This is a genomic window from Bacillus sp. FJAT-26390, assembly GCF_001682865.1.
Taxonomy (GTDB): Bacteria; Bacillota; Bacilli; order Paenibacillales; family Paenibacillaceae; genus Pristimantibacillus.
Genome location: NZ_MAQX01000035.1, coordinates 106,295 through 118,463, shown reverse-complemented (window position 1 = coordinate 118,463; position 12,169 = coordinate 106,295). Strand labels below are relative to the sequence as shown.

The 12,169-nt window shown below is 48.9% G+C and carries 15 protein-coding genes; 13 read left to right on the top strand and 2 right to left on the bottom strand.

The features are described from left to right. Positions 1-576 precede the first annotated feature (576 nt). A complete protein-coding gene (locus A7975_RS29725) occupies positions 577-987 on the bottom strand; it encodes an ImmA/IrrE family metallo-endopeptidase (RefSeq protein ID WP_065387548.1) in 411 nt (136 codons plus the stop codon). Positions 988-995: 8 nt separating this feature from the next. Beyond that, positions 996-1,424, bottom strand: a complete 429-nt coding sequence (locus tag A7975_RS29720) for a helix-turn-helix domain-containing protein (protein WP_053374250.1) — start codon at positions 1,422-1,424, stop codon at positions 996-998. Between the two features lie 256 nt (positions 1,425-1,680). Here A7975_RS29720 and A7975_RS29715 point away from each other — a divergent pair, with 256 nt between their 5' ends. The 13 genes from A7975_RS29715 to A7975_RS29655 all read left to right on the top strand — a co-directional run bounded on the left by A7975_RS29715 (position 1,681) and on the right by A7975_RS29655 (position 12,167). Further along, a complete protein-coding gene (locus A7975_RS29715; protein WP_053374251.1) occupies positions 1,681-2,301 on the top strand; it encodes an ECF-type sigma factor in 621 nt (206 codons plus the stop codon). A 211-nt stretch (positions 2,302-2,512) separates the two neighbouring features. Next, on the top strand, positions 2,513-2,701 hold the full coding sequence (locus A7975_RS29710) for a hypothetical protein (protein ID WP_053374252.1): 189 nt from the start codon (positions 2,513-2,515) through the stop codon (positions 2,699-2,701). A 3-nt stretch (positions 2,702-2,704) separates the two neighbouring features. After that, positions 2,705-4,021 (top strand): phage tail sheath family protein, encoded by a 1,317-nt coding sequence (locus A7975_RS29705; protein WP_065387547.1) that lies wholly within the window; start codon positions 2,705-2,707, stop codon positions 4,019-4,021. 1 nt (position 4,022) lies between these two features. Then, positions 4,023-4,487, top strand: coding sequence for a phage tail tube protein (locus A7975_RS29700; protein ID WP_065387546.1), 465 nt, complete (start codon positions 4,023-4,025; stop codon positions 4,485-4,487). Between the two features lie 27 nt (positions 4,488-4,514). Then, a complete protein-coding gene (locus tag A7975_RS29695; protein WP_065387545.1) occupies positions 4,515-4,937 on the top strand; it encodes a phage tail assembly chaperone in 423 nt (140 codons plus the stop codon). A 229-nt stretch (positions 4,938-5,166) separates the two neighbouring features. Continuing rightward, positions 5,167-7,359: a phage tail family protein gene (locus A7975_RS29690; RefSeq protein ID WP_065387544.1), complete on the top strand. Its 2,193-nt coding sequence runs from the start codon at positions 5,167-5,169 to the stop codon at positions 7,357-7,359. Beyond that, positions 7,359-8,024, top strand: coding sequence for a LysM peptidoglycan-binding domain-containing protein (locus A7975_RS29685; protein ID WP_065387543.1), 666 nt, complete (start codon positions 7,359-7,361; stop codon positions 8,022-8,024). Before A7975_RS29690 ends, A7975_RS29685 begins: the two co-directional genes overlap by 1 nt. Positions 8,025-8,028: 4 nt before the next feature. Then, positions 8,029-8,997: an XkdQ/YqbQ family protein gene (locus A7975_RS29680; protein WP_065387542.1), complete on the top strand. Its 969-nt coding sequence runs from the start codon at positions 8,029-8,031 to the stop codon at positions 8,995-8,997. Beyond that, positions 8,997-9,299 (top strand): DUF2577 domain-containing protein, encoded by a 303-nt coding sequence (locus tag A7975_RS29675; RefSeq protein WP_053374259.1) that lies wholly within the window; start codon positions 8,997-8,999, stop codon positions 9,297-9,299. The genes A7975_RS29680 and A7975_RS29675 overlap by 1 nt, the downstream gene beginning before the upstream one ends. Continuing rightward, a complete protein-coding gene (locus A7975_RS29670) occupies positions 9,296-9,697 on the top strand; it encodes a DUF2634 domain-containing protein (protein WP_065387541.1) in 402 nt (133 codons plus the stop codon). Before A7975_RS29675 ends, A7975_RS29670 begins: the two co-directional genes overlap by 4 nt. Beyond that, positions 9,684-10,727: a baseplate J/gp47 family protein gene (locus A7975_RS29665; RefSeq protein ID WP_369688972.1), complete on the top strand. Its 1,044-nt coding sequence runs from the start codon at positions 9,684-9,686 to the stop codon at positions 10,725-10,727. The genes A7975_RS29670 and A7975_RS29665 overlap by 14 nt, the downstream gene beginning before the upstream one ends. A 3-nt stretch (positions 10,728-10,730) precedes the next feature. After that, positions 10,731-11,144, top strand: a complete 414-nt coding sequence (locus A7975_RS29660; RefSeq protein ID WP_065387539.1) for a phosphoglucomutase — start codon at positions 10,731-10,733, stop codon at positions 11,142-11,144. Next, the gene (locus tag A7975_RS29655; protein WP_065387538.1) at positions 11,145-12,167 is read left to right on the top strand and encodes a DUF2793 domain-containing protein; all 1,023 of its coding nucleotides are present in this window, start codon (positions 11,145-11,147) and stop codon (positions 12,165-12,167) included. The last annotated feature ends 2 nt before the right edge of the window (positions 12,168-12,169 follow it).

Sequence of the window (12,169 nt, the reverse complement as noted above, 5' to 3'; positions counted from 1 at the left end):
TCCGCCAAACGGCCATTTGAGCTCCTCCGCTCAGGAATAGAGCTAGAAGCTAGCTCTATTCTCAACAAACTAGCTGGATTTTCAGAAATAAGGCTAGAAACTAGACTTATTTCAGCGGGAGCCCCCGCCAAACCGCCATTTGAGCTCCTCCGCCCGGAAATCCATTTTCAGCGAAAGTAGCTGTGAAGCAGCCTGCAAGGAACATCCATTTTGCCAGCATACGTGATATTTAACTAATATCCTAAAATTAAGAAACCGATTTTTTTGGGGCGGTTCAAGCAAAAAAAATGATATAAGCTACCACCTTATGCCCGTATATATTTCCTGAATTGCTAAGCGAGATGTCAGACGGTTTGAAGAAACGCATGCAGGGAAAGTCTTGCTTTAATTTCAAAAAAACAGAGCAGGATCTTTTGCTCGAATTAAAGCAGCTCACCGATCGCGGCTTTGAATCCTACAAAGAAAATAATCTGATCTAAAAGCAGCAAGCTGCAGCCTAGAGCATGAAGTTCACGCCCTAGACTGCAGCTTGTTTTGTTTAACAACAGCGATTCACTTAAATCATAAAGCCTCGCTTCAAAAATAAAACTTTTGCATTTCCGCAGGAACCCCGTTTCGCATCAAAAGCTCCTCCAGCGTCTCGCTGGCAGCGGGAGAGTCGCCGGCTGTCAGCAGCCTGACCGCAAATTTGCTCGCTTGCCGCTCGTATTTCCCCACATTGAAAAATGACTGCTCATCCAGCCAAAAGCGGTTGAAGCCAGGATGCAGCCGATCATGCCCAAGCTCATGCGCGCATACGAACCTGCGCCAATCATCTGGAAGCGCATCGTGAATGACTATAAATCGGCGGCGCAGCTTTTTGAAATAAAGGCCGCGCGTGCCTTGACCGAGGTCAGCGTAACGGATATGGATGCCAAGACCTTCGGCGATGGTGAATGGATCATTGGTTTTGAATTTTCGAATGAGCTTTAAAATCATTTTATCCATAGCAACACCTACCCTTTGGCATCATCATCAGGAGCATCGTCGGTTGGCTCGGCCTTTTTTTTGTGCTTATTCATTTGCTTAGCTTCCCAGAACAGACCCGTCAATACATCCATTACGCGCTGGCGGTCGGTCGGGCTCATCGGTACGCCGTCGAACATAATTTCCCCGTCTTCTTCGAGCAGCTTCTTAAAGTCGCGCTTATCCTTATACGTCGCCCACTCGGGTATTGTTGCCGACGCTGCATCGCGGCCAAGCAAATAATCGGTGGTCGTATTCAAAATATCGGCCATCTTTTGCAGGTCCTCGCTCGTTGGCGTGACCCGGTCATTCTCGATATGCCCAAAATTAGACCGGCCCATTTCCAGCTTTGAGGCAACGTCCTGCTGTGTTAATCCGCGTTCAACGCGAAGCTGCTTTATTCTCATACCTAACGACATTATGAATACCCTCCATTTTTCGAGATTTGGTATTTTAAATACTTGACGGTAATTAAAATACCAAATACAATGAGATTCATCAGACGAACACATACAGCAATTTATCAGAAAAGCCAGATGGCTATTTTAGCTACTTCAAAGCTAGTATATTTTCCAATAAGAGTATTGTCAATACCAAGACTTGTATTATATTTTTTTGGCATTAACGGTATTTTAAATACCACTAAACCATTAGAACTTATAGGAGGTTATGTGAATGAAAGAGGAAAAGCAGGTTATTGACCAGTTAAATGCTTATAAACGGCTTAAGGCAAGAAAGAAACAGCTGGAGGGGACATCGGTCGGTCCAGGCATGCGGCTAAGCGCCGTTTCTGAGGATGATCATTTGCAGGAGCTGCACCGGCAGCTGCGCAAGCTTCCTTCCTATATGTATTTGGATGAACAGGAGCAGCGGATCGAGGCTGCGGCGCATGCCAACCTATCCAAGTATCCGATCGGAACGAAGGCGCAGCTAAGCGAAGTGATTCGAAGCCGTACAGCCGCAAACCCAGAGGATGAGAAGCTGCTAAGGGAGCTGGAGAAAAAAATCGAGAAGGTGCTTGAAGCACGCGCCGGCTCTGGCGGGTTTGAGGGATATATGGGCGTTATCGATAAAATCAGCGAGCTTCAAGATATTGAGAAGCAGCTGCAAGCTATCGACCAAGCGCTAGAGGCGCTCGAAGCCTATGAACCTGATTACGCACGGCTGCTGAAGCTGCGTTTTATTGAAGGGAAGCCTACTGAATTCGTTGCTTCAGAGCTTGGAATCGTCGACCGCACGTTCCGCAGATGGAAGCAAAAGGCGCTTGCTGAAGTTGTCCGCTTTCTGTCCGGCTAATGTCCGTTTTTGCTCAAATAACCGTGATATTATGATATTGTGCAATAGATCATAAGCGGGGACGAGCGGTGGACGATACCGAGCGTCCCTTTTGTTTTTTCCAGAAAAGGAGGTGAGTGAGATGTAGCGGGAGAGCGGTAAGGTCGCTTGCGGCAAGGCTGCTGGATGGTGGGCAAGCCGCTCCAAATGAAGGAAGCCGGAGGAATGTCAAATGAAGAAAGCGGATCTACAGGCTGCCGGAATTGAGGCAAGCTTCAGCAAAAAAGAGCTGCTGGCAGCAAGAAGGTACATGCCATCGCAGAAGGATGTGCTCTCTGCCGTATTGCAGGAGGAAGAAAGCTATACCCATGAACAAGCGTTATCCCGGATAACAGCCCATTTGAAAAAGGAGGTCATGTAGAACATGGCAGGAGGAACATTTACAACTCAAAATAAGGTGCGCCCCGGCGTTTATATTAATCTGGCAGGAGAAAAACAATCGGTGGGCAGCATGGGGGAACGAGGCACAGTCGCTGCTGCGCTGGCATTGAATTGGGGGAAATCGAGATCGGTCCTAACGATTCATGCGGGCGAGGACGTAAGAAGCTTGCTCGGTTACGATCTAAGCGCACCCGAGCTGCTGCTCGTGCGAGAAGCGCTTAAGAAGGCAAAGACATTGCTTCTATATCGCCTGAATGAAGGGACCAAAGCAACAGCTGCTATCGGCAGCTTAACGCTTACGGCTAAGTTTGGCGGGGTACGCGGCAATGACATCACGGTGGCTGTAAAGCAAAACGTCGATGACGAGGAGTTGTTTGATGTTATCACTTATGTCGCTGAAGCGGCGGTTGATTCGCAAACGGTGGCTGCTATTGCGGCGCTTAAGGGCAATGCTTTCGTTGATTTTAGCGGCACGGGAACGTTGACACTATCAGCAGGCGCACCGCTTGTTGGCGGCGCCAACGGCACCGTAACGAATCAGGAGCATACCGACTACTTGACTCAGATCGAGCTGCAGGATTTTAATACGATTGCGCTCGTATCCGCTGATGTAGCTTTGAAATCAGTATACACTGCTTTTGCTCGCCGCCTGCGCGAGGAAGAGGGCCGCAAAATCCAAGTCGTGCTGGCGAATTATCCGTCTGCGGATCATGAAGGGGTGATAAGCGTCAAAAATGGCGTCAAGCTGCTGGATGGCACAGTCATTGATGCGCAGAAAGCGACAGTATGGGTTGCTGCGGCAACGGCAGGCGCTTCTATTAATCAATCGCTGACCTATGAAGCTTATGAGGATGCAGTTGATGCAGACATTCGGTATACGAATTCGCAAACGGTGGCGGCGCTTCAAGCAGGCGAGCTGTTGTTTACGGCAAGCGGCGGCAAAGTCATTGTGGAGCAGGATATTAATACCTTTACTGGCTATACGCCTGAGAAAGGGAAAGCATTTTCCAAAAACCGAGTGATCCGCGTGCTGGATGGCATCGCAAATGACTTTAAACATATTTTCGAGAGCTTCTATATCGGCAAAGTGGATAATAACGCAGATGGCCGGAGCCTATTCCGCAATGAGTGCACCAAGTATTTGAACAATTTGCAGTCGTTGAACGCGATCCAAAATTTTAACTCGCAGACGGACTTGTCGGTCGTTGCCGGCACGGATACCGACAGCATTGTCATTAACGTCCACATCCAGCCAGTAGATAGCGTAGAAAAAGTATATATGAAAGTGACGGTGAAGTAATATGGCATTTTTGAACGCAGGAGACACGATTTCGGGCCGCGAAGGCAAAGCTTTTACGGTGATTAACAACTCAAGGGAAGAAATGTTTTATGTGAAGACGCTGGAGGCGAGCATCGAGAAACAAAAGGCGGAGATCAAGACGCTTGGGCACCGGGGCTTGCAGCACAAAGCGACAGGCTGGTCCGGTACGGGCACGATGACCATTTATTACGTCACAACGAAGTTCCGCCAAATGATGCTGGACTACGTAAAAACCGGCGTGGATGCGTATTTTGACATCGTCATTATGAATGAGGATTCCTCATCTGCCACGGGCAAACAAACGGTTGTCCTGAACAAGGTCAATCTGAATAAGGTCATTATCGGCAAGCTCGACACGGAGAGCGAAGCGCTTGAAGAGGAAATCGAGTTCACCTTTGAAGGCGTGGACATTCAAGACAGCTTCACGTCACTTTCGCTAGGTTAAACAATTCATGAATGGAGGCAACAGAAAATGAGTGATTTAAGTGTGTTTTTTGCGCAAAATGCAGCCGTCGAAGCGACGCAGCCGTTTATCGTATCCGAGCGATTTAAAGATGCGGAGGGACAAGCCGTCGCATGGGAGTTGCGCAGCATGAACGAAGCCGAGAACGAAGAATGCCGCAAGTCGTCCACCCGCAAGGTGAAGGGAAAAAACGGCGTTTTTGTACCGGAGACCAATACGGACGAATATCTTGCCAAGCTCGTTGTTAGCAGCATTCAATTCCCGAATCTAAAGGATGCGGATCTGCAAAAATCGTACGGTACGCTCGGTGCCGAGAACCTTTTGCGCAAAATGCTGCTGCCTGGCGAATATGCTTCGCTGGTACAGCGCGTGCAGGAAATCAACGGCTTTAACCAAAGCCTAAACGATCTGGCAGATGAAGTAAAAAACTAATCAAAGAGGGCGACGGAGAAGCGAATTACGCTTATTACGCCCTCCACGAGCTTCGCATCCTGCCGCATGAGCTGATGGCCATGACCCGGCGGGAGAAAGCGGCGATCTACGCGATGATCGACGTTCGCATCGAGAACGAGAAGAAACAGCGAGCCAAAGCAAAACGAAAATAAGGACGGGCAGCGCTCCCATGCGGGGGCGCTTTCGCCCGTGTGAAGGGGGTGGAAGGATGGCGAGTAATTCCCCGGTAGTTATCGTGAATGGCGGGTCTGGCAATACAGGCTCAGCCACTGCATTTATTCAGTTTATGAACCGATTGAATGCCTCTTTTATTGAGGCAGCAGCACAAGGCGAGAAATTAGTGAGCGCTTTTGAAAAAATGCGAGTAGAAACCGTGCAGTTGGAAGCTGAGCTGACGAAGGCAACCGCTTCTATGAATGAGTTTACCGAATCGATTAAAAAAATGAGAGAAGCAGCAAACCCTCCTCCGGATGGAGGTCCTGATGGTGGACCAGATAGACCAAACGGTCCAAATGGTCGCGGCTCTAGACGTGGTTTTTTTGAAATAAATATAGTTGAAACACTACAGGCTGTTCACATAGCCATACAAATCGTTGCAGCAATAAAGGATTTGATGCAAGACAACACACCAACTCCCCCAGAGGGCCCTCCGGCACCTGATGCCATTGTAGATGCCGCAAAGCAGGGAGCGGAGTTTTGGCAGTCAGCCATATTAGGCGCCGGAGCCAAGCTGACGCAAATGATCGGCATGGCGATTTCGGGCGCAATGGAGGAGCATCAATCTAAAGCGCTGCTGATTGCTAGAGCCGGCGGGGAAAAAATCGGCGAGCCGCTTTACCAGAATATTAGAGGGAATGCTGTTAAAAACGGCGTTGATGTGAATGAGGCTATAAAAACAGCGTTAGCTCTAATGCCAACCGCTCAAAATACGGGCCAGCTGGATCGAATGACGAATATGGCGATGGAGCTTTCGGCACTAGATCCAAATGGAGGCAGCTCAGAGGATGCTGCCGGAGCTATTAAATCGGCGATGAGCGGCGATTATTCCGGCTTAATGGATCAATTCAATATTAGCGAGGAAGCTTTCCAAAATGTTGGTTTTGAAAAAGCGAACGATATGGATGGGTTTCTCAATGCGCTTGATGCGATGCGGGAAAAGGCGAATTTGGGTGCCGAAGCGCTGAAAACAGTCGGAAGCAGCCCATTGAACCAAATCGCTACTCTGCAAAATACGATTAAATCCGGGTTTGCGGCAGCAGGCATGGGTGCGGTTGAGGCCATGTCGCCGCTGCTTGAGAAGCTTAACGAATTAGTTGCCGGCGAGAGGTTCCAGGCTTTCTTCGCCCTATTTGAGCAGGGATTAACGTTTGTAGCCAGCCAACTAGCGGTTGTAGGCGAAGCTGCTCTATGGCTCTTTAGCCAATTTTTAAACAACTGGCCTTTGATCTTATCAATCTTTATGCTTACGGGCGCCGTACTGCTGCCGACGATCGTAACTTTATTATGGTCCATGGTTGCTCCTATTTTGGTGCAGGCGGGGGCATGGCTGATGACGATCTTACCGCTCTTAATCATTATTGCGGTCATAGGCGTATTGATAGGCATCTTTTTGTATTTTGGAGGTACAGTCGAGCAGGTCGTTGGTTTTGTTATGGGCTTGTTCTTTTCATTGTTTACCGCATTAAAAAATGGATTTGCGTTTCTATGGAATATTATTTTGTCGGTTGCTGAGTTTCTGGTCAATATATTCATTGATCCGGTTTATGCGATTAAGAAATTGTTTTTTGATCTCACCAAAAACGTAGTGGATTTCTTCGGCGGCATGATAAACACCTTTATTGATGGGCTCAATTGGGTGCTTGAGAAAGTGAATGCCATTACCGGCACCAATTTTAAAATGATTGGAGAGATCGATACCAGCAAAATCGATCAGTTCATGCCCGAAAGCGAAAAGAACGTTGTAGACTTTTCTAAATATAAGATGGGACAAACGGATCTTGGATCTGCATTTAACAAAGGGTCTGAATTTGGCACGGGCTTAATGGACAAGCTGGGCAGCAAGAAAAATGATTTGAACGCCATGCTCAATAAGGAGTCTGGCTTTGTTAAGCCTGTGGGCGAGACTGCTGGAGGTTTTGGCGGAGGAACCAGCCCAAACATCAACCGAGTCGGAGAAGTCGGCAAAATCAACGACACCGTTGATATTTCCAGCGAGGATTTGAAGACGATGCGGGAGCTTGCGGAGATGAAGAACATTCAGAACTTCGTGTCCTTGCAGCCGACTGTCAGCGTGCAAACCGGAGACATTAATAACGGCTATGATATCGATACGATTATCGGACGAATTGAGCGCTCATTAAATGAGGAAATCGCTTCCTCTGCGGAAGGGGTGTACGCTTGATGATCAGCAATCGGAATTATGAATATGGAATATGGCTGAGCTACGGGAATCAGCAGCAAATTATCCATCTCCCTGTTAACCCGCCAGAAATTAAAATCGGTGATGCTGCGGGCGGCAAAACCTATGAGGTGTCGGGTTTAGGCGAGATCAACGTTCTTCAAAGCCCGAAGCTTAAGGATATTTCGTTTGAAAGCTTTTTTCCAGCCTTCTCGTATCCTTTTGTGACTAGTAATACTTGGACTTCCCCTGTTGCTTATGTCATGACTATTTTGGAGTGGATGGATAATAAGCGTCCTATCCGATTTATTTATACAGGCGCAACGTTTGATATCAATTTGCCCATGAGCATTGAGAAGTTCGAGTGGAAGGAAGCGGCAGGCTCCGGTGATATCGAGTACAGCATTTCGCTGAAGGAGTTCGCTTTTTACGGCGCGAGGCCTGTCATTCTAACGAAGGACGGCGCAAGCACCAAAACGAATCCGCGCCCTTCCGATAAGCAAAAGCCGAAGACGTACAAGCTGGTTGCCGGCGATACGCTTATAAAGGTAGCGCGAGTCCAGCTTGGCAACGAAGGGCGCTGGCAAGAAATTCAGAAGCTGAACGGCATCAAGGACGCGCAGCTAAGGAAGCTGCCCGTCGGTATGACGCTGAAGCTGCCGGGGTGATCATATGCTGGAAATTTTAATCGATAACCGCAACGGAAAGGTATGGAATATTACAAGCCTTGTTCCTTCTCTCACCTATAAAACAAAGCGGAGCGGAGCCGCGTCGAGCCTGGATCTGACTGTAATCAAGGGGAGCCAGTATCAGAGTGCTTCTTTTGAGGTGAACAGCGGCGATGTTATCCGGTTGCGCCATGATGATCGCAATATCTTTTACGGCTACGTATTTGAAATTAATACGGGCAAGGACGAGAGCGTATCGATCAAGGCGTACGATCAGATTCGATATTTGCTTGCAAACGATACGTACGTGTTCCGCGATGTGACTGCTTCGCAGATTGTGAAGCGGATTGCGGATGATTTTGACATGAAGACGGGGCTGCTTGCTGATACGGAGTACAAGATCCCATCGATGATTGAGGACAATAAGAAGCTGCTGGATATTATCTACAAGGCACTGGATTTGACGCTCATTCATAAAGGCGGGAACTATATGTTTTTTGATGATTACGGCGAGCTGTCAGTACGGAATATTCAGGACATGAAGGTTGATTTTGTTATCGGCGACTACAGTCTCATGTATGATTATGGGCTGAAGCGCTCGATTGATGGTGACACGTACAACCGAATCAAGATTTATCAGGACAATAAGCAGACTGGGAAGCGGGACATTCACATTTTGCAAGACAGCGCGAATATAGCGAAGTGGGGACGTCTTCAGCTTTACCAGCAGGCGGACGAAAAAATGAATACAGCGCAAATCAATGAGCAGCTTAATCAGTTAATGGCATTGAAAAACCGCGAGCAAAAAAGCATCAGCATTGACGCGATCGGCGATTTGAGAGTCAGGGCAGGCTGCTTTATTCCCGTTGTCATTAAGGAACTAGGTATTAATCAATATTTTCTCGTGGACGACTGCTCGCATAAATTTGATGCGGATACGCACACGATGAAGCTGGAATTGAGGGTGGTTTAATGGCATTATTGGATTCGATTAAAAAAGCAGGCGCCGCAGCGTACGCAGCAGGCAACCCGATGGCCGTAATGGTCGGAAAAGTAATAAAGCTAAATCCTCTGGAAGTAAACGTGGATCAACGTTTTACTTTAACGGAGGATTTTTTAATTGTTCCGGAAAGCCTTGTACGGTTTGAAGCGGATTTGCCGTCATCCGGGAAGCTGCTTATTCGAACAGGCCTAGAAGCGGGAGACACGGTGCTTATGCTCCGTGTACAAGGCGGGCAGCAATTTGTGGTGCTGGATAAGGTGGTCAAGCCATGATTCCCCAAGGAGCAAGCATCGGTGATACCGTGCTGGATGATCGCCTTGAAACGAGCGCGACGTACAAGCTGGATCTGACAAATAATCGTATCGTCGGCACGACCGATCGGCTTGAGGCAGTTAAGCAAGCTGTTTTTAAAATATTGCAAACAGAGCGCTATCGTTATTTTTGCTATAGCGACGATTATGGAGCTGAACTGCAGGGATTAATTGGCGAAGCGCCATCCTTTGTTCGCTCCGAGATGGAGCGGAGAATACGGGAGGCTTTGATGCAGGATGATCGGATAACCGGCGTCACTGATTTTCAGTTCGACGTAACAGAGGAATCCGCTGCTATACAATTTACTGTCGTTACGGAATTTGGAAGCTTTGGAGAGGAGGTGAATGGGCGTGTATGAAAATATGACCTTTAGTTATTTGCTTCAACGCATGTTAGCCAGTGTCCCCGGCGACGTGGATAAGAGGGAAGGCAGCATTATTTACGATGCGCTGGCTCCGGCAGCCGCTGAGCTCTCTGAGCTGTATGCCCAGCTAGACGTGAACATGAATTTGGCGTTTGCCGACACGTCCAGCGGCGAATATTTATCGCGGCGTACGGCTGATTTTGGCGTAATCAGGCAAGCGGCTACGAGAGCCAAGCGGCAGGGCAAATTTTATGGCGAAAATGGCTCGGCTGTCGATGTGCCTATCGGCAGCCGCTATTCCGCGGGCTCGATCAACTATGTGGTAAGAGAGAAGCTTAGCGCCGGCTCGTTCGTTCTAGAGAGCGAAACCGAGGGCGTGGTTGGGAATCAGCAATTTGGGGATATGCTGCCCATCGATTATATTAGCTCGCTAGCTCGCGCTGAACTTGCAGCTGTGCTCGTGCCTGGCGAGGATGAGGAGTCGGATGAGCAGCTGCGCGGCCGTTTTTTTGCCGAGGTGCAAAATCCGGGTACGAGCGGCAACGTATCTGATTATATGAGATGGGCTTTATCGGTAGCGGGCGTTGGCGGGGCAAGAGTACTGCCTTTGTGGAACGGTCCGGGCACTGTGAAGGTCGTTATCGTCAATGCGGATAAACAGCCTGCAAGTGAGGTACTGCAAAGCGCGGTGCTCCATTTTATTAATGAGAACAGGCCAATCGGAGCAGAGGTATCGGTCGTATCCGCGTCCAGCGTTCCGATCCGTATTAAAGCTTCGGTTACGCTCGCGGCCGGCTATACGATTCAGCTTGTGAGTGCGGCATTTACTGCTGCGCTAACCTCTTATTTAGAAGAAACAGCATTCCAAATCAACTATGTGAGCATCGCAAAGCTTGGTACTTTGCTTTTGGGAATACCGGGCGTACTCGATTATGATGGTCTGCTGTTAAATGGCGCCAACGCCAATATTGGACTAGATATTGATGAAGTGCCTGTTGCAGGGCTTATTGAATTGGAGGTGTAGCCCATGCCATACCCTGCGGAGCTGGATCGATTTACGGAGAAGCTGAATAAGAAGGAAAACAGCGAGCTATATGTTATGGAAGAAAAGCTTGCTGTCTCAGCCGGCGTGTTCGATGGAGAGCTTGCACATGATGACATACGCAAGGAGAGTATTCAGGTTTATACGGGACCGGGTTTATCGGGCGAGAAGGTACCGAATTATTTTTTAACCGTTCCGGCTGAGATGCCTTGGAGGCTTCGGATAAAGCTTTTTGCACAGGCAGATGCCGTATTTGTCACCTATGAGACGCCTGGCGACCGCGTGGAAGCGGCTGATATTAATAATTTGCAGGCCAGCATAATGGCAACGCAAGCAGAGATCGATAGATACAAGGGCAAAGGAAGCGTAGATGGAGGATCATTTTCGAGGGGGAGTTAGATGTCGCAGACGATACAAATAAAGCGCGGAACAAAAGCTGAACTAACCGCGTTTGGCCCGCTATTGCCGGGAGAAATGGGATTTTGCACAGATACGAAGGAAGTCTATGTAGGCGATGGAGCAGCGAACAGCATGGTCGGCCGGGCTTTATCGGGAACTGAGGCGGCAAGGCCGGTTGCGTCTGTGCCAGGCAGGCTGTATTACGTAAACAGCGGTACGAATACGGGATACTTATATGTTGACGATGGCACGGCTTGGAGACGAATCAATGCGCAGAAGCTTACCGATCTGACGGGCACGCTGGATGATATTTCGGAAGGCGCAACCTACGCCAAAGTTCTAAAAGCGAATGTTACAAGCGGTCACGTAAACAAAGTATCGGATGGCGTTAACGTAAAGACTGCGGCAGAGATTAAGACGCATTTGGACGACCCGGCCAAGCACCGGACCATTAACGATGCAGGCTTGGCTATTACGGATTTGTGGTCGGCACAAAAAATTAAAAACGAAATTGAGCTCGCGAAACATAATATCGAGCCGCAGGCCTCGGTAAAGGATAAGGATTTGGCTGCGCCTCCCGTATCGCCCGCTGCAGCGGATCGGTATCTGATTCCGGCAGCGGCGACGGGCGCATGGGTCTCTCAATCAAACAAAATTGCCGAATGGAACGGTACAGCTTGGGATATATACACACCGCAAGTAGGCTGGACCTGTTATGTGGACGACGAACAAAAAATTTATAGCTGGAACGGTTCGGCGTGGGTGCGGACAGGCGGTGCGCTGCAGACGATTACAGCAGGGAGCGGCCTTACAGGCGGAGGCCAAGCCGATACGGTCACCCTTAGCGTTGGCGCGGGGAACGGGATTGCTGTTGCTGGCGCAGCGGTTAGCGCCAAAGCAGGCAAAGGCGTCCTCGTTAATGCAGCAGGCATCGAGGTGAGCATCGATGCGGACAGCATCGTGTACGATGCCGCGAATGGCAATCGTTTGAAGGTTGCCGTTATTGATGGCGGCACGTTCTAGGA